This is a genomic window from Microbispora sp. NPDC049125 (assembly GCF_040802045.1).
GTDB lineage: Bacteria > Actinomycetota > Actinomycetes > Streptosporangiales > Streptosporangiaceae > Microbispora.
This window is the reverse complement of sequence record NZ_JBEZDW010000018.1, coordinates 1-16,892: the sequence shown is the minus strand read 5'-3', so window position 1 is coordinate 16,892 and position 16,892 is coordinate 1. Positions and strand designations below refer to the sequence as shown.

Genomic DNA, 16,892 nt, shown 5'->3' with positions numbered 1-16,892 from the left:
CGGCGTTTCGGGAAGTGCCTGAACTGGGGCCTCCGGGTGGTGCGCGTACCGCGGTGTTCAGGCGAGCGCGCGTACCGCGGCGCGGAAGAGGAAGGGAAGCCGCTGGGCGGCGGGCACGATCAGCCGTGCGGACGCGGGGTGGAGCCTCGCCTCCAGGAGCGCGGCCGTCAGCAGCCGGGAGCGCAGGGACAGGCGGCGCCACGCCTCCTCGTAGGCGTCCGAGCGGCCGGTCCGCAGGCAGCGGACGAGGGCCCGGGCGGACAGCAGCGCGATCGACAGCCCCTCGCCGGTGAGGGCGTCCACGTAGCCGGCGGCGTCGCCGACGAGCAGCACCCGGCCGGCGACCCGGGAGCGGACCCGCTGGCGCAGCGGACCCGCTCCGCGCACCGGCGTCGCGGCCGGTCCGTCCAGCCGCGCGAGCAGGTCGGGGAACTCGGCCAGGTGGTCGTGGTAGCCCCGCCGCTCCGCGCTGAGCACCGCCACGCCGACGAGGTTGTCGCCCACCGGCGTCACGTACGCCTCGCCTCCCGGCGCCCAGTGCACCTCGACGAAGTCCGCCCACGGAGCGACCCGGTAGTGGCGGCGCAGGCCGTACCTGCGAGGCGCCGAGGCGGGCAGCTCCAGCCCGAGCGCGGCCCGGACGGGGGAGTGCAGCCCGTCGGCCGCCACCAGCCACCGCGCGGCCAGTTCGTGCGCCACGCCTCCGCCCTCCGCCCCCAAGTCCGGCACGCCGTCCACGCGGAGATCTGGCGCGCGGTCCAGGCTGCGGCTCCGGGCGCCGTACGGGCCGTCGGCGGTTCCGGTGGGAGCCGTCACGCGAGGGGGGGAGGGCCGCACCGTCGCGCGTACGCCGTCGGCGTCCTGGCGGAGGCCCTCCACACGGCCGGGGACGACGACGACACCGAGCTGCGCGGCCCGCCGGGCGAGCGCGGCGTGCAGGGCCGTGCGCCGCACCCCCAGGCCGTGCCCGTCGCGGAATGCGGCCTGCGCCCGGTGACGGCCGTCGAGGTAGCGGATGCCGCGGAACGGCCTGCCGTCAGGGATCGCGACGCCCATCTCGCGGAGCACCGCCGTCCCGGTCGGCATCAGGCCCTCGCCGCAGGCCTTGTCCACCGGTCCGCTGCGCGGCTCGACGACGACGGCCTCCATCCCCGCGAGCGCGGCCTGGATGGCGACCGCCAGGCCCGCGGGGCCGCCGCCCGCGACGAGGACGTCGATCACCGGGTGGTCTGGCCGTGACCGGAGGACGCGGCCCCCGCGGGATCGGCGCCGGTCAGGGCCGCGTTCTCGCAGCGGATCCTGACCACCATGAGCGGCACGTTGAGCAGGGTGAAGGCGAGCGCGGTGATCCACGCGGAGTGCACCAGCGGCAGCGCGGCCCCCTCCAGGGCCACCGCCACGTAGTTCGGGTGCCGCAGCCACGAGAGCCGGTACGGGCCGCGGTCGACCAGCGGCATGCCGGGGACGACGATGACCTCGGTGTTCCACTGGCGGCCCAGGGTGGTGACGCACCACCAGCGCAGCCCCTGCGCGGCCGCCACGAGCGCCAGCATCGGCCAGCCGAGGGCCGGCACGAACGGCCGGTCGGCCAGCCACACCTCCAGCAGGCATCCGGCCAGCAGCCCGGTGTGCAGGATCACCATGAACGGGTAGTGGCCGCGGCCGTGCACCACGCCGCCACGGGCGAGGCTCCAGCGCGCGTTGCGCCGGGAGACGACGAGCTCGGCGAGACGCTCCAGCCCGACGGCGACGATCAGCAGGGTGTACCAGGGCGACACGTGTCCTCCGGGTTCCTTCGAGCTTTCGGCAGTAGCTTCCCACCCGCCGCGACCGGCCTTCCGCCGGTTCCCGCCGGCTTCCTACCAGCGCAGCAGGACCAGCTCCGAGCAGAACCCGGGGCCCATCGCGATGAGCAGACCGGGCGTGCCTGGAGGCGGGGGCCGCAGGGTGAGGGTGTCCCTGAGGACGTGCAGCACCGAGGCGGAGGACAGGTTGCCGATCCGGGCGAGAGAGCGCCAGGTCAGCTCCAGCGCCCCGCCGGGCAGGTCGAGCGTCTCGGCCACCGCCTCCAGCACCTTGGGGCCGCCGGGATGGCACACCCAGGCTGTGATGTCGCCGGGCGTCAGCCCGTGGTCGGCGAGGAAGGCCTGCACGTCGCCGGCGAGGTAGGTGCGCACCACGTCGGGCACGCCCGCGTCGAGGACCACCCGGAAGCCGCTGTCCCGGATGTCCCAGCCCATCACCCGTTCCGAGTCGGGGTACAGGCGGCTCCGCGTCGCGACCACGACCGGCCCCCGCGCATCCGGCCCGGGCGCGTACGGGGCGTCCGCGGGCGGCTCACCACCGCTGGTCACGCCGGCCGAGGAGCCACCCGGAGTGCCGCCCGCCCGGACGCCGGCCGCCCGGTCGCGGCCCACCGCCACCACCGCGGCCGCGCCGTCGCCGAACAGCGCCCCGGCCACGAGATTGGCCATCGAGGAGTCGTCGCGCTGGAGCGTGAGGGAGCACAGCTCGACCGACAGCAGCACCGCCACGTGCTCCGGCCACCCCCGCAGGTAGTCGTGCAGCCGGGCGATCCCCGCCGCCCCCGCGACGCAGCCGAGCCCGAAGACCGGCACCCGCTTCACGTCCGGCCGCAGCCCCAGCCGCCCGGCCAGGCGCGCGTCCAGTGACGGGGCCGCGATCCCGGTGACCGACGTGCACATGATCATGTCCACGTCCCCGGCGGTGAGCCCCGCCGCGTGGAGCGCGCCCTGGATGGCCTCGGCGCCCAGGTCGAGGGCCGCCTCGATGAAGATGTCGTTGGCCGTCCCGAAGCCGTCGAGCTTGCCGTACTGGTCGAGCGGGAGCACCAGGTTGCGGTGCTCCACCCGCGCGCTGGCATGCAGCCGGTCGAGCACTCCGCGGCCGGTCCCGGATGGAAGGCACACCTTCGCAAGCACGTCGGTGATCTCGTTCTGGGGGTGACGATGCGGGGGAAGGACACCATGGACGGCCGCGATACGGGTCATTCGACATCCCGGGGCAGGCGAAAGGCGGACACCTGCCTTTTGCCCGTCTTGAGCTCCGGCATGCCTGGCGTGACGGGAGAGCCGAGCTACGCTCGGTTCGTGACGGACAGCGGGGCTCCACATGACGGCACGCTCAGGCAGACGGGCCCCGTCCCCATCGGAGGGCGGCGTCACCGCTCACCTCTCACGATGGCGGCCGGCCTCGCGCGGGCCTGCCATCCGGGGCCCACGGTGGCCGTCACGGCGCTCGTCACCGCGCTCGTGGCGGCGAGCGGGCGCGACGCCGCCGGATGCGTCCTGGCGGCGGCGGCGGTGCTGACCGGCCAGCTTTCCGTCGGATGGTGCAACGACGCCGTGGACGCCGGGCGCGACGCCGCCGCCGGGCGCTCGGGCAAGCCGATCGTCGCCGGCCTCGTGTCCGCGCGGGCCGTGCGGGCGGCGGCCGTCGCGGCTCTGGTGGTGTGCGTGCCGCTCTCGCTCGCCTGCGGCCTCACCGCCGGGGTCGCCCACCTCGTCGGCGTGGCCGCCGCGTGGGCGTACAACCTGGGGCTGAAGGGCACCGCCCTGTCCTGGCTGCCGTACGCGGTGGGGTTCGGCATGGTTCCGGCTTTCGTCGCCGCGCAGCAGCCGGGGGGCCCCTGGCCCGCCTGGTGGGCCGTGGCCGCAGGAGCGCTGCTCGGTTGCGCGGCCCACCTGGCCAACGTGCTGCCCGACATCGCGGGGGACATGGCGACCGGCGTGCGCGGCTGGCCGCAGCGCATCGGCGCCGAGCGGGTGCGGGCGCTGATGCCGCTCCCGCTGGTCGCCGCCTCGCTGCTGCTGGTCGTGGCGCCGCCGGGCCCGGCCGGCGCCGCCGGATGGGCGGGTCTCGCGGCCGTCGCCGTGTGCGCGGCTGCCGGGGTCCTTCTCGGGGGCAGGTCGCCCAGGGTGCCGTTCGCGGCGGCGATCGCCGCGGCGGGCGTCGACATCGCGCTCCTGCTGGCGAACGGCACAGGCATCGCCGCGTCCTGAACCAGCCGCGTGTCCTGGGCCGCCGATCGTGACGGGGATCGTGACCTGGATGGTCAGCCGGGGGCCGGGACGCGTCGGCGGCTCATCCCTCCAGGGGCCGTTCCCGGGCGAGGTACGACGGGGCGGCCGGGGGGAGCGTCCTCGTCCCCCAGACGGCCAGCGCGCCCCCGCACACCAGGATCATGGCGAGCTGCGCGGCGGTCACGGCGTTCATGACATGGCTCGCCGGGTCGACGGCGGACAGGTTGAGCACGGCCGCTCCCGCGGGAAGGAAGGACAACCCCAGGATCGCCGGCGCCAGCGCCGCCGAGGAGCCGCGCCGCTCCCCCAGGCACCAAAGCGCCGTCGCCGGCAGTCCCAGGGCGGCGAGGCCCGGGTCGTCGAGCAGCGCCCAGGCCCACGACCACGTCTCAGGGCTGACGACCCCGGTCAACGCGGCCCAGACGAGCGCCTGGGGGACCAGGGCGAGCGCGAAGCCCGAGGCGAGCGCGATGACGGCTCCCCGGCTCGGGCGGCCCACGGGCGGCGCGTCCCGGTGGAACCCGGCGTACACCGTCAGCACGGTGACGAGTCCGGGCAGCCACGTGGGGAACGCCGCCGGCAGCAAGTCGCCGGAGGACGCGGGGGAGACCGCGAAGGCGACGGTGCCGGCCGCCACGTGCACGCAGAACGCGGTCGTGGCCAGCGCCTTGGCGGCCCGTCGGCGGGCGAGGACGAGGGCCGCCAGAGCCGCCGCCCACAGCAGCGGGCACACATCCAGCAGCAGGCGCCACGGCCACTGCGGCCACCCCGCGTCCCCGGAGCGCGGCCACGCGTCGACGATCATCTCGTTCACCAGCGAACCGACCGTGAGCGCGCAGCCCTGCACGGCCCAGTACGCCAGGCCGAGCGCCGCCACCATGCGGGCGGCCTCCCCGAGGGCGATCGACCGGGGTGTCGCCCCGGGACCACCCAGGCGGACCCGTACGGCGAGCGCCGCGACGCTGGCTGCCTCCCGCCACCGGGGCCACGCGTTGTGCTCGTCACCCACGCCCGCCGAGCCCTCAAGGAAGGCCGCGACCATCTCCTCCTCGCGCCCGGCCCGATAGGCGGCCGGCAGCAGCCGCAGCACCCGCCGGTAGCGGTCCTCAAGCAAGCTCATCGCGCACCGTCCCGTCGGCGGTGGCCGGGAAACCCTTCGGACCCTCGTCTTGCCGCCCGTCTTGCCGCCCGTCTTGTCGTTCCGCGCGTCGCGGCGGCGTCCGCGGGCCGCCGTTCACGCCGTGCCGCCCGCGTAGCGTGCGCGCAGCCGCTCCGTCGCCCGCCGCGCGTTGGCGGCCAGCCGTACGGCCTCGGCCTCCAGCGCACGCGCTCCCTCGTCCGTCAGCCGGTAGTAGCGGCGCAGCCGCCCCTGCCGCACCTCTTCCCGGTCGAGGGTCACGAGCTCGTCGGCGCCCAGCCGGTCGAGCACCCCGTACAACGTGCCGATCTTGAGCTGGACCCTGCCCTCGGAGAGCCGCTCGACCTCCTGCGCGATCCCGTAGCCGTGCCGCGACTCGTCCACGAGCGCGGTCAGCACCAGGAAGGCGGGTTCGGTCATCGCCCTTGGCGTCATGGAGCCATGATATATCGGCAAGCAGGATATTCAAGTGGTCCGGGTATGCGTCCTTTCGGGCCGCCCCTTGATCGGCGTCTCCCTGTCGCGTAGTGGCACGTCGACGAGGTGTGTCCGCTTTCAATGGCCGGACGCCGGGGGGAGAGCCCGCTGGGACGCTCTTGGATAATTCGGTCACGCTCCGGATATCGGCCGCCGTTTCCTCCATACCCGATCCGATCACGGCGCGGAGAATATCGGGCGCGTCTGTCCCGCGATTCGGTCCGTCCTCACGTTACGGTCGGGGGCTGTGTCCAGGCGCAGGCAGAGGGGGCCGCGCCAGAGGCGGACCGTCATGTTGGCGCTCCAATAGGAAGCGGCAGTCAAGGGCGGAGTCGGGCATTTGAGAGGTACCGATAACGGTTTTCGCAGCTGTATTTCATTTCACCTGAAAGGTGTCGATGAATACCGCTGTCGGCCTCCTTCGCCGCTCCGTTCCGGCAAGCCGGGAAATTTCCGGCTGCGGGGCTCGACTCGTCGCCTGGGCTCATTTCGTTCTGCCACGAATTCACTGGAGGATCTCGCTTGCTGAATGTCCATGCCCGCGGCCTGCTGCCCGGCGCGTTCAGGCACGCCATGACCGGCACCCTGGCCGGCACGCTGACCTGCGCTGCCGCACTCTCCCTGGCGGCCACCCCGGCCACCGCCGTCCCCGGCCGGCCCGGCACGCCGCAGCCGCCCACGGTGGTATTCGCCGAGACCTTCGAGAACGGCCAGGGCGCCACGCCCATCCTCGTCACCGGCTACACCGGGGCCGCGCCGGTCAACGAGACGTACACGGCCGACCCCGCCTGGCTCGCCAACTGCAACGGGTGGATCGTCTCCCAGCAGGGCCCGCCTGCCGCGCCTCCCACGTCGGGCTGCGGCGGGTGGTGGACCTCCGTCAAGCAGCTCGCCGGGAGCCTCGGCAAGTGGGCCGGCGCGGACCCGGCGACCAACCATGCCGTGACCGGGTACACCAACGCCGACCCGGGGGCGGGCAAGACCCAGCTTCAGACCGTCACGCCAGTGAACATCGGCGCGACCAAGCGGTTCCTCACGTTCTCCGTCGACGCGGCGGAGGTCAACTGCCACGGGAACCACGCCAAGCTCGGCTTCTACCTGCTGGACGGCGCGACCGCCGTGCCCACCTTCACCACCCCGATCGAGCCGTGCGCCGACTCGCAGACGACCATCGACGGGATCAAGGTGGGCACCTACACCAGCGACAAGCCGGTGTTGTTCAACGGCTCCACGATCGGGCTCCGGCTGGTCAACTTCCAGGGCAGCGGCTACGGGAACGACGCGGCGTTCGACAACGTGCGGATCCTGGACGCCACACCCCGGCTCGGCGTCGGGTTCGGCCCCGCGTCCGCCGAGATCGGGCAGACGGCGACGCTCACCTTCACCGTCACCAACACCAGTGAGCTCGCGGTCAAGGAAGGCTGGTCGTTCACCGCGAACCTGCCGAGCGGCCTCAAGCTCGCGGCGGGCGCGCCTGTCACCGACTGCGCCGCCGCCACCGTCACGGCGCCCGCGGGCGGCGCGCAGGTCGGCGTGACCGGCACGCTGGCCGCCGGGAAGCCCTTCTGCACCGCCACGGTGAAAGTGACCGCGGCCCGTGCGGGCACGTACGACATCTGTGCCGGCGACGTCACTTCCCGGGCGGGGATCGACCCGCCCGGCTGCGCCGAGGTGAGGTTCACCCCGCCGGCCCTGATCTTCGACGCCCACGCCCACGGCGGCCGGGTGAGCTCCCCGGTGCTGACGGTGGCGCCGCTCGTCCCGTCGGACGTCACGTGCACCGGCGCTCCGGGCGCCGACGACGGGACGCTCGTACAGGCGGCCCTGGGCAGCCTCGGCTCCCTGGGGGTCGTCACGACCAGGGCGTCGGGCACCGTCGACGCGGCCGGCCTGCGCACCGCTGCGGCCTCCGCCAAGACGGCGCACGTCAGCCTGCTCGGCGGCGTCGTCACCGCCGACGAGGTCACGGCCACGGCCACGGCGAAGGACGACGACACCGGCGCCGTCCACGCCTCAGGCGGCGTGAGCCTCACCAATCTGAAGGTCAACGGCGTCCCGGTCGTCGATCCCGGGGTCAACCTGTCGATCGACATCCCGCTCGTGGGCAAGGTCGTGATCAACGAGCGGGTCGCGACGGCCGGAGGGCGCGGCATCTCGGTCAACGCCGTCCACGTGCGGACGCTCGCCGGCGTCGACATCGTGGTCAGCCACGCCAGGGCCGCGCTGACGCCGCCGGGCGGGCCCTGTCCCACGGCCTGACGTCCCACCCCGTCCGATCGCCGGAACCCGCGATCGGCGAGTGCCCATCACCCCGGAGGGGGCGTGCCACCGCGTCGGCACGCCCCTTCGGGCGTCATGACGCTATCCGTCAAGTGATCGTGACACCATCGTGATCTTCTGTGGCCTAGGGTCGGCAGGACGCACCCCTGACCGCGTCGCACATCGGGAGGCCGGCGATGCCCGAGCCCGTCCTTTCCTGCCGCTCGCTCGGCTGCCGCGCGGGCGGGCGCGAGGTCGTCCAGGGCCTGTCCCTCGACATCCTGCCGGGAGAGCGCGTCGCGCTCATGGGCCCGTCGGGCTCAGGCAAGACCACCCTGCTGACCACCCTGGGCGGCCTGCTCCCGCCCGCCGCCGGCCGGGTGCTCCTCGGCGGCGTCCCCCTCGACGAGCGGCCGGCCCTGCGGCGCGAAACAGCCCTGATATTCCAGTCGTACGGCCTGCTGTCGCTGCTGACCGCCGCGGAGAACGTCGAGGTGGCCCTGCGCGCGGCGGGCCGCGCGCCGCGCGACGCGGTGCGTGAGGCGGCGCAGGCCCTGGACGGCATGCGGCTGACGGCCTACGCGAGCCACCTCATCGAGGAGCTGTCCGGCGGCCAGCAGCAGCGGGTCGCGGTCGCCCGGGCGCTCGCCCTGCGGCCGCGTGTCCTGCTCGCCGACGAGCCCACCGCCGAGCAGGACAGGCTCAACCGGGCGCTGGTGCTGGACGCGCTGATGGCGGCGCCGGCCGCGCTCGTGGTCGCCACCCACGATCCAGAGGTGGCCGGGCGCTGCGACCGCGTCGTCGAGCTGCGGGCGGCGGTGAGCCGGGCATGACGGCCGTGACGAGCCCGGCGGCCGTGGTGCGGTGCGACGGCGTCGTGCAGATCTACAAGACCCGGGAGATCGAGGTGGTCGCGCTGCGCGACATCGACCTCGTCATCGAGGAGGGGGAGAGCGTCGCGCTCCTCGGACCGTCGGGCGCGGGCAAGTCCACCCTGCTGTGGCTGCTGGCGGGGCTGCTGCGGCCCAGCGCGGGACGGCTCTGGCTCGGCGGCGTCGAGGTCGGCCGGCTCGGCACCCGCGCGCTCGACCGCCTGAGGGCCGCCCAGATCGGCGTGGTCCTGCAGAACCCGGCGCGCAACCTCATCCCGTACGCCTCGGCCGCCCAGAACGTCGCCTTCGCGCAGCGTGCCGTACGGCGGCGGGACCGGCGCGCGGCGGGGGACCTGCTCGAACGCGTCGGCCTCGGCTCCGTACGCGACCAGCCCGCCGGTGGGCTGTCCGGAGGCGAGCAGCAGCGCCTGGCCGTCGCGGTCGCCCTGGCCAACCGGCCGCGCCTGCTGCTCGCCGACGAGCCGACCAGCCAGCTCGACGCCGACTCCGGCCGGGCCGTGGTCGAGCTGATCAACGAAGTGGGCGCGACGTCGGTGCTGGTGACCCATGACATACGAGTCAGCGAGGCGATGAGCCGTACGGTGACGATCCGGGACGGGCGGATCGGCGCGGAGGGCAGGGACGGGGAGGACTTCGTGGTGATCGGACGCGAGGGCGCGGTGCAGCTGCCGCCCGAATACCACGAGCTGCTCCCGCCGGGGTCGATGGCCCGCGTGGAGCCGCTGCGCGACGGCGTGATCCTGCGGCGGGCGGAGTCGTGATGCTCCGGGGGCTGTGGCGGCGGCGCTGGCTGTCGCTCGTCGTGCTCATCGTGGCCGTCGTCCCGGTGGCCGCCGCCTCGCTCGCCCCCGTCTACACGGGCGCAGCGCGGACCGCGATCATCCGCAACGCTCTCGACGGAGCCGTGCCCGACCACCGGGGCTGGCGCGTGACCTCCCCCGCCGAGGACGCCGGCGAGCTCGCCCGCCAAGTGGCCGCGCCCTTCCTCCGGCCTCCCATCGCCGGCGCCGAGCTGCTCAGCCCCGAAATCAAGGGCCTCAAGTTCTACTCGCTGCTGTGGCAGGACGGGCAGTGCGGTCACGTGACCCTGCTCAAGGGGCGCTGCCCGTCCGCCGCCGGGGAGATCATGGTGAGCCGGGCCTCGGGATTCCTGCCCGGGGCCACGGTCAAGCTCTCTGCCTTCCTCGAGGGGCCGCCGGACAAGCTGCGGCCGGTGCCGCTGCGCGTCGTCGGCGTCTACCGGGTGGACCCCGCCGACCCGTTCTGGTTCGGCCGCGCCCTGTTCCCGCAGACGGCCGGGGTGACCGAGGGGAACGGCGACCCGCTCATCACCACCCCGCAGACCCAGGCACGGTACGGCCCGCCGCCGGGCGACCAGATCGCCGTCGCGTCCGGCAAGGCCTGGGTCACCTCGGCGATCGTCTACGTCGACGCGCGGCGCGTGACCAGCCAAGACCTGGCCGCCCTGGAGGCCGTGCAGGGGCGGCTGCGTGACCTGGGACAACTCCACGAGAACACCACGGTGTTCACGTACATGGAGACCACCCTCCAGGCCATCCGGCTGCAGATCGACTCGCTGTCGGTGCCCACCACGCTCGTGGCCCTCCAGCTGGTGGTGCTCGGCTGGCTGCTGCTTTTCCTCACCGTCCGCGACCTCGTCGCCGCCCGGGCGCCGGAGATCGCCCTGGCCCGGCTGCGCGGGCTGTCCTCGCCCCGGATCTGGGCGTTCGGCCTGTCCGAGCCCGCGGCGATCCTCCTCGCGGCGCTGCCCCTCGGCGTGGCGGCCGGATGGTCCGTCGCCACCGCCATGGCGGGCCGGCTGCTCAGGGCGGACCTCCCGGTCACCGTGGACGCCGACGCCGTGGCGTACGGCGTCGCCGCCGTCGCGGGCGGCCTGCTCGCCGCGGCCGCGGCCGCCCGGCAGACCGTGGCGCAGCCCGTGGTGGAGCAGTGGCGGCGCACCCCGCGCGGCCGCGGCCGCACCTGGATCCCCGAGGCGGTGATCCTCACGATCACCGTGGCCGGGCTGGTGGAGCTGCTCGCGGGCGGCGCCATCACCGACTCCACCGGGCAGCGGGCCGGCGCCCTCGTCGCGCCGGGCCTGCTCGCGGTGGCGGTCGCCCTGCTGGCCCGGCGGCTGCTTCCCCTCGCGTGCGCCGCGCTGTTCCGCCTGACCCGCACGCGCGGCGGCATCGGCGCGTTCCTCGCCGTACGCCAGATCTCCCGCGGGCCCGCCACCGCCAGCACCGTCATCGTCTTGGCCGCCGGGCTGGGCCTCGCCGTCTTCGCCGTCGCCGCCTGGTCGGTGACCTCGCGGAACTTCACCGACGTCGCCCGCGTCCACAACGGCGCGGAAACCGTCTTCGTGGTGCCTCCCGGCGACATCGCCCGGCTCCGTGAGCTCTCCGACGGCATCCCCGGCACCGCCCCGGTGGTCGTCGTCCCGGGGCCGCCCGCCATGCTGGCGACCGACCTGGAGCGGTTCGCCTCGGTCGCCCTGTGGCGGCCCGAGTACGGCGGCGGACGGCCGCTCGCCGAGCTCGTGCGCGGGCTCACCGTCCCAGTCGCGCCCCGGGTGACGCTCACCGGCGACCGCATCCGCGCCCACCTCGCCGTCCCGCCCATCCCCAAGGGCTACGACGTCGTCCTGTACGCGGACTTCCGGGTGGCCGGGCAGACGACGCCGGCGTCCATCCCTCTCGCCAGGCCCATCCCCTCCCGGGCCGTCTACGAGTGGGGGCTGCCGCGCGGCTGCCAGGACGCGCGGTGCGAGCTGCGCGGCCTGCGGGTCGAGGTGAAGACCACCGGCTCGACCGACTACGACACCCCGCCCGACAGCATCACGGTGACCTCGCTGGAGGCCCGGCACGAGGGCCGGTGGACGACCGTCGACGCCGGGCTCGACGACATGAGGCGATGGACGCCGCGTGCCGCCGGCGGCTCCGGGCTGACCTTGTCGATCTCCCCGTTCGGCGGGGTGTCGGCCTCGGCGCCCGCCACCTTCCCTGATCCGCTGCCGGCGCTGGCCGGCGGGTCCACCGGCATGAAGCTGCCCGGGCTGGACGACGCCCACCGCGCCGGATACGCGGCCACCACCCCCGTGGCGGCGGTGCCCGGCCTGAACGCCGCCGGGGCGGTCGTCGACCTCGACCTCGCCGACCGGGTGGCGTACGGATACTCGCCGAAGGCGGAGTTCCAGATCTGGGCGGCGCCGGGCAAGGGCGCCGAGATCCGCGAGGCTCTGCACGCCGCGGGCGTGCCCGTCCTGGCCACACGGACGGTGGGCGACCGCGTGGCCGGCTACACCGGGCAGGGGCCGGGGCTCGCGCTCATGCTGCTCGTCGTGTCGGCCGGGGCCGCCGCGCTGCTCGCCCTCGGCCGCGCCGTCCTCGCGTTGTACGCCTCGGCCCGGCGGCGTACGTACGAGCTGGCCGCCCTGGAGGCGGCGGGCGCCCGGGTCCGGCCGCTGCGGATCGCGCTCCTGCTCGAACAGGCGGTCACGCTGTCATGGGCCGGCCTGGCGGGCGTCGCCGCCGGGGTGGTGGCCGCCCGGGCGGCGCTGCCCCGGGTGCCGGAGTTCGCCGAGGCCCCCGTCACTCCCCAGCTGGACTACACGCTCGTCCCGCAGCCGCTCATCCTGGTGGCCGTCGCCGTGCTGGCGGCGAGCCTGCTCGCGGCGGCGGTGACGGCGGAGCTGCTCCTGCGCGGCGTCCGCTTCGAACAGCTCCGCGAGGCGCCCGCCTGACCGGCGTCGCGAGGCGCCGTCCTCCGCCGACGACCGGTCGCCGGCCGGGGGGCGTGCGGCGTCTTCCGCGGGTGACCGGGGCTTCGTGCTCCGGCCGGGACCGCGGCTGACGCCGCGGTCCCGCGGTCATCCCTTGTAGTTGAAGACCTGGCGGAGGGTGTGCCGCACCTCGACGAGGTCCTTCTGGTCCGCCATCACGCGGTCGATCGGCTTGTACGCCTCCGGGTGCTCGTCGACCAGCGCCGCCGCCCGGTCCGCGTTCCACGTCCGGCCGCGCATCGCCTCCGTCAGCGACTCCGCCGACAGCTCACGCTTCGCCCGGCCCCGCGACATCCTCCGGCCCGCCCCGTGCGAGCAGGAGTTGTACGACAGGGGGTTGCCCAGCCCGCGCACGATGTACGAGCGGGTGCCCATCGAGCCGGGGATGACGCCCTCGTCTCCCTTGTCGGCCTTGATGGCGCCCTTCCGGGTGATCCACAGGTCCCTGCCCTGATGCGTCTCCTTCTGGGAGAAGTTGTGGTGGCAGTTGATCGTCCTGGTCCGCGAGCCCTTGCCGGTGACGCCGAACAGGGCCTCGACCAGCACTTTGTCCATCCGCGCCCGCGAGGCCATGGCGTACCGCTGCGACCACAGCATGTCCTCGACGTACGCCGTGAACTCCGGCGTGTCCTGCGCGAAGTAGGCGAGGTCGGGATCCTCCAGGCCGACGAGCCCGCGCCGCATCAGCCTCTTGGCCCCGTCGATGTGCGAGGTCGCGAGCTGGTTGCCGATGCCGCGCGACCCCGAGTGCAGCACGGTCCAGACCCGGTCGCGCTCGTCCAGGCACACCTCCACGAAGTGGTTACCGGACCCGAGCGTGCCGAACTGGCGGGCGACCTTGGTCTCCTGCTTGCCGTTCAGCGCCGTGTGCGGGCGGCCCAGCTCGCCGAGGGCCCGGTCGACCGCGCGGTCCTCGTGGCCCTTGCCGACGCCCGCCGGGATGCGCCGCTCCACGAGCGGCATGAGCGCGTCGAGGGTGTCGGGCAGGTCGGCGGCGGTGAGCGACGTCTCCGTGGCGACCATGCCGCAGCCGATGTCGACCCCGACGGCCGCCGGCATGATGGCGTTCTCCGTGGGGATCACGGATCCGACCGTCGCGCCGATGCCGATGTGCGCGTCCGGCATGAGCGCCACGTGGCCCGCCACGAACGGCAGGCGCGCGGTCCGCGCGGCCTGCTCGATGGTGCCCGCCTCGATGTCGCTCGCCCACGACAGAAGGTTGTGGGCTACCTGCTCCGGCATGATCTCCTCCTACGTCGAGATCCACTGTGCCGGTCTCCGCCCGGGATCCCAACCGAATTATTCAACCTGCCGAAGTCGTCCGGAATTTCGATTGCGTCCCTCCTCCGCCGCCGTCCATCATGCCGGGAGGAACGACGAGGCGCCTGCCGGCCCGCCCGTAGGAGAGATCGGTGTCGCTCATGGATTCCCGCGCTTCTCAAACCCTATGAGGGCTTCAAGCCATCAGCCGCATCTGTCACGTCCGCACCGCCGTGGCCCTGCGCTGAATGTGGCGTGGTGGCGTGGTGGCGTGGTGGCGTGGTCAGCAGACGACTCGCCGGGTGTATTCGACCAGATCCTTTTCTGACACGACGCCGTCCTCAGCGATCCTCGGATTGTCCAAGGCGAGCATCCCGGTCCCTGTGGCCGCCTTCGGAATCGCGGCGCGGTCCACAGGCAGCCCTTCGCGATGGGACCCGATCTCCACGTACACGCCGAACCTGCTGGGCAGCGAACCGCTGAACGTTTTCTCGACGGTCGCGAACTGAACATCCTTCAGCACGGTGAACCTCAGCCCTTCGTCGTACGGCGCCACCGGCCCGGTCGCCCGCCAGAGCAGCGGAGGCGGCTTCGGTGACTCCTCGGTCGCCGACACGACCTCCTCGCGCACCTCTACAGCGGAGACCCTCTGCCCCGGACATAGCGGAACGAAAACCTGCACCTGCCCGTCGGCCGTCAGCCCCACCCCCATCGTCACGCCCTCCGGATCAGCCATGTACGAAAGGCCGCAGGAAGTCGCCGACAGAAGGACCACGGCGATCGCGGCCATTCCCCTCCATCGTGGTCGATCATCGTGGCGGCGGTACCGGGCTGGGGTCGGGCGTCGGATTCGGGATGCACTTGTAACCGCCGTCATCCAGGTTCGCCTCCTTCTCCGACTGTTTTCGTACAGGCTTCGATACCCGCATACAGGATGGCGAACGAGTACCAATGACCATCCCCTTTTCGCGTAGCGATGCCATCGCTCACGGTGTTTCTTCTCATGCGTAAAGGCTGAGGTTCGCCGGCAAGTATTTCGGGTCACGCCAGGTCGCGAATACATCTGCGATCGCCTGATCTCCACGGCCCAGGAGTTCCTGAGACATCTAAGGAACCGCGCAAAGTCCAGGAATGCTACCAGGAAATGGCCGGATGGTGTAACGTCAGCCCTGTGCGCGTACAGGGGCCGGAACCGTCAGGTCGCTACGGCGGTGGTCGGGCATGAAAGATGCGGGTCATCTGTGGAAACTCTTCATGACCCTTCTTGGGAGTATGAATGTTTCGCCCCTGGTGAACCTCCCGGCGGCGCCACCCCGACACTCCTCGGCCCTTCCTGTCACCACACGCGCGGTCAGCTGACCGACGCTGTCGGTTCCGCCCCGAACAGTCGTATGGCGTTCGGACGACTGATCGACGCGCCGGCTTCGGGATAGGCGTAGGGCGAAACTCGGTCGCCTTCGGCGAGCGAAGTCACATTGCCCACTCCGTCGTAAAGGTAGGCCTGGGCGTAGAGATCGATCCCCAGACTGCCTGCAGAAGTTCCGGCAGTGATGAGGGGGCCTTTCCGCAGCGCCATCCGCCTGTGAGCGACCGGGGCCCGATCCGCTCCCATCGGTCGTGGGAGACACCGGTTGTTGCGCGGGGCCGGATCGGTCAGGGGTGCGCACATCGAGCGGGGGATCGGCTTCTAGGTAGATCTTTTGTTCGATGGGTGTGACCTGGGCTTACGCGAGATTCCGCGCCTGGTTTTGTCGGTGGCGTTGGCTAGCGTGGGGGTTACTGGATCGGTTGTTCGAGTGATTGGCGAGTGAAGGGGGTGTCTGAGATGTCGGCGCCTTTCCGCTTCGATGGGTCGTCAGGACGTTCTTCGGACGTGCCGCCCTTTTCGTTCGCCGACGGCGTTCGTGCCGGAGACCCCGCTGTCCCGGAGGTCCTCGCCGGCACCCTGCTCGATCCGCGTGTGGCCCCGCCACGGCGGCGTGCCGACGACGTCGGTGGCCCCGTCTGGAGCGGTGACGGTCCCGATGGCGAGGCGCCCGGTGGCGTCTCCGGTGGGACCCCCGCTGGGGCAGTCGATGACGTGCCCAGTGCGGAGGCGTCCGGTGGTGAGGCGTCCGGTGGCAGTGATCGCACGGGGCGCGACACAGTCTGCGACACGGGGCGCGATGCGGTCGGCGGTGGGGCTGCGGCCGGGTCGGGGGTGTTGGCGGGTGAGTTGTTGCGGATCGCCGGGCGGTTGGCGGTTGCCGCCGTGCCGGACGTCCCAGCGGTGTGCCTGGATGAGGCCGAGACGTTGATACGGGCGCGGGATCTGGTGACGTCGGCGTTGGCGGCTCGGGTGGAGCGGGTGCACGTGACCGGTGAGGTCAAGGCGCATGGGCATGCCTCCACCGGTACCTGGCTCCGCTCCAGCACCCCCATTCCCAGCCCGGCCACCACAGACCCGGCCACCACAGACCCCGCCACCACAGATCCCGCCACTCCCGATCCGGCCACCACGGACCCGGCCACCGGCCTGGCCAATCCCGATCCCGTCTTTCCCGGTGCGGGCGCCACTGTTGCGGCAGGCGCGTCCGTCGGCGGTGTTGCGGTCGGTGCTGGTGGAGGGCCGGTGGGGAGGGTCGGGCCGGGGATGGGTAAGGGGGGTGCGGCTCAGCTGATGCGGATGGCCGTGGAGTTGGCTCGTTTGCCGGTGATCCGGGAGCGGTTTGCTTTGGGTCTGTTGCCGGAGGGGTCGGTGGAGGCGATCACGGCGGTGACGGCCAAGTTGAGTGATGAGGATGCCGTGCGGGCTGAGCCGGTCGTGGCGGAGTTGGCCGGGAACGGTTCTCCGGCGGAGATCGCCAAGGTCGGCCGGTATCTGCGGGAGTTGCTGAATCCGGGGACGCTGGACGAGGAGTGCGACGACGATTACGCCGCGCGGTTCTTGTTGATGCGGCAGTTGCGTACCGGTGGGGTGGAGGGGGAGTTCCGCCTTGCGCGGGAGGCGTCCGCCGCGCTGGTGGAGTTCATGACGGCCTATGCCCGTCCCAAGGACA

At 73.0% G+C, this 16,892-nt stretch carries 12 protein-coding genes and 1 pseudogene; 6 read left to right on the top strand and 7 right to left on the bottom strand.

Going from position 1 to position 16,892, the window contains the following annotated elements; translation table 11 throughout:
- Positions 1-57: 57 nt before the first annotated feature.
- The 3 genes from AB0B72_RS21455 to AB0B72_RS21445 all read right to left on the bottom strand — a co-directional run bounded on the left by AB0B72_RS21455 (position 58) and on the right by AB0B72_RS21445 (position 3,011).
- Positions 58-1,221, bottom strand: a complete 1,164-nt coding sequence (locus tag AB0B72_RS21455; protein WP_367740630.1) for an NAD(P)/FAD-dependent oxidoreductase — start codon at positions 1,219-1,221, stop codon at positions 58-60.
- On the bottom strand, positions 1,218-1,778 hold the full coding sequence (locus tag AB0B72_RS21450; RefSeq protein WP_367740629.1) for an isoprenylcysteine carboxyl methyltransferase family protein: 561 nt from the start codon (positions 1,776-1,778) through the stop codon (positions 1,218-1,220). The genes AB0B72_RS21455 and AB0B72_RS21450 overlap by 4 nt, the downstream gene beginning before the upstream one ends.
- 81 nt (positions 1,779-1,859) lie before the next feature.
- Entirely contained in the window at positions 1,860-3,011 is a 1,152-nt protein-coding gene (locus tag AB0B72_RS21445; RefSeq protein ID WP_367740628.1) for a type III polyketide synthase, read from the bottom strand.
- 99 nt (positions 3,012-3,110) lie between these two features.
- Between AB0B72_RS21445 and AB0B72_RS21440 the strand changes: the two genes are divergently transcribed.
- The gene (locus AB0B72_RS21440; protein WP_367740627.1) at positions 3,111-4,022 is read left to right on the top strand and encodes a UbiA family prenyltransferase; all 912 of its coding nucleotides are present in this window, start codon (positions 3,111-3,113) and stop codon (positions 4,020-4,022) included.
- An 82-nt stretch (positions 4,023-4,104) separates the two neighbouring features.
- On the opposite strand, the gene AB0B72_RS21435 is transcribed toward AB0B72_RS21440, so the two are convergent.
- On the bottom strand, positions 4,105-5,163 hold the full coding sequence (locus AB0B72_RS21435; protein ID WP_367740626.1) for a hypothetical protein: 1,059 nt from the start codon (positions 5,161-5,163) through the stop codon (positions 4,105-4,107).
- 114 nt (positions 5,164-5,277) lie between these two features.
- The gene (locus AB0B72_RS21430; RefSeq protein ID WP_367740625.1) at positions 5,278-5,616 is read right to left on the bottom strand and encodes a PadR family transcriptional regulator; all 339 of its coding nucleotides are present in this window, start codon (positions 5,614-5,616) and stop codon (positions 5,278-5,280) included.
- A gap of 564 nt (positions 5,617-6,180) precedes the next feature.
- On the opposite strand from AB0B72_RS21430, the gene AB0B72_RS21425 reads away from it, so the two are divergent.
- From AB0B72_RS21425 to AB0B72_RS21410, 4 genes are all read left to right on the top strand, one after another.
- Positions 6,181-7,917 carry a choice-of-anchor P family protein gene (locus AB0B72_RS21425; protein WP_367740624.1) on the top strand — a complete coding sequence of 579 codons (1,737 nt, stop codon included), beginning with the start codon at positions 6,181-6,183 and terminating at the stop codon, positions 7,915-7,917.
- 197 nt (positions 7,918-8,114) lie between these two features.
- Positions 8,115-8,750 carry an ABC transporter ATP-binding protein gene (locus tag AB0B72_RS21420; RefSeq protein ID WP_367740623.1) on the top strand — a complete coding sequence of 212 codons (636 nt, stop codon included), beginning with the start codon at positions 8,115-8,117 and terminating at the stop codon, positions 8,748-8,750.
- On the top strand, positions 8,747-9,571 hold the full coding sequence (locus tag AB0B72_RS21415) for an ABC transporter ATP-binding protein (RefSeq protein WP_367740622.1): 825 nt from the start codon (positions 8,747-8,749) through the stop codon (positions 9,569-9,571). The genes AB0B72_RS21420 and AB0B72_RS21415 overlap by 4 nt, the downstream gene beginning before the upstream one ends.
- Positions 9,571-12,555: an FtsX-like permease family protein gene (locus AB0B72_RS21410; RefSeq protein ID WP_367740621.1), complete on the top strand. Its 2,985-nt coding sequence runs from the start codon at positions 9,571-9,573 to the stop codon at positions 12,553-12,555. The genes AB0B72_RS21415 and AB0B72_RS21410 overlap by 1 nt, the downstream gene beginning before the upstream one ends.
- 126 nt (positions 12,556-12,681) lie before the next feature.
- Here AB0B72_RS21410 and AB0B72_RS21405 read toward each other — a convergent pair whose 3' ends face one another.
- Both AB0B72_RS21405 and AB0B72_RS21400 read right to left on the bottom strand, forming a co-directional pair.
- Complete coding sequence (locus tag AB0B72_RS21405) at positions 12,682-13,836, bottom strand: RtcB family protein (protein ID WP_367740619.1); 1,155 nt, start codon at positions 13,834-13,836, stop codon at positions 12,682-12,684.
- A gap of 301 nt (positions 13,837-14,137) precedes the next feature.
- On the bottom strand, positions 14,138-14,644 hold the full coding sequence (locus tag AB0B72_RS21400; RefSeq protein ID WP_367740618.1) for a hypothetical protein: 507 nt from the start codon (positions 14,642-14,644) through the stop codon (positions 14,138-14,140).
- A gap of 1,035 nt (positions 14,645-15,679) precedes the next feature.
- On the opposite strand from AB0B72_RS21400, the pseudogene AB0B72_RS21395 reads away from it, so the two are divergent.
- Positions 15,680-16,892: pseudogene (locus tag AB0B72_RS21395) on the top strand (hypothetical protein); the annotation flags it as partial.

Coding starts and splice junctions, on each gene's coding strand:
- AB0B72_RS21400 (WP_367740618.1), bottom strand. CDS start 14,644: ATGGCCGCGATCGCCGTGGTCCTTCTGTCGGCGACTTCCTGCGGCCTT.
- AB0B72_RS21405 (WP_367740619.1), bottom strand. CDS start 13,836: ATGCCGGAGCAGGTAGCCCACAACCTTCTGTCGTGGGCGAGCGACATC.
- AB0B72_RS21435 (WP_367740626.1), bottom strand. CDS start 5,163: ATGAGCTTGCTTGAGGACCGCTACCGGCGGGTGCTGCGGCTGCTGCCG.
- AB0B72_RS21415 (WP_367740622.1), top strand. CDS start 8,747: ATGACGGCCGTGACGAGCCCGGCGGCCGTGGTGCGGTGCGACGGCGTC.
- AB0B72_RS21445 (WP_367740628.1), bottom strand. CDS start 3,011: ATGACCCGTATCGCGGCCGTCCATGGTGTCCTTCCCCCGCATCGTCAC.
- AB0B72_RS21430 (WP_367740625.1), bottom strand. CDS start 5,616: ATGACGCCAAGGGCGATGACCGAACCCGCCTTCCTGGTGCTGACCGCG.
- AB0B72_RS21410 (WP_367740621.1), top strand. CDS start 9,571: ATGCTCCGGGGGCTGTGGCGGCGGCGCTGGCTGTCGCTCGTCGTGCTC.
- AB0B72_RS21420 (WP_367740623.1), top strand. CDS start 8,115: ATGCCCGAGCCCGTCCTTTCCTGCCGCTCGCTCGGCTGCCGCGCGGGC.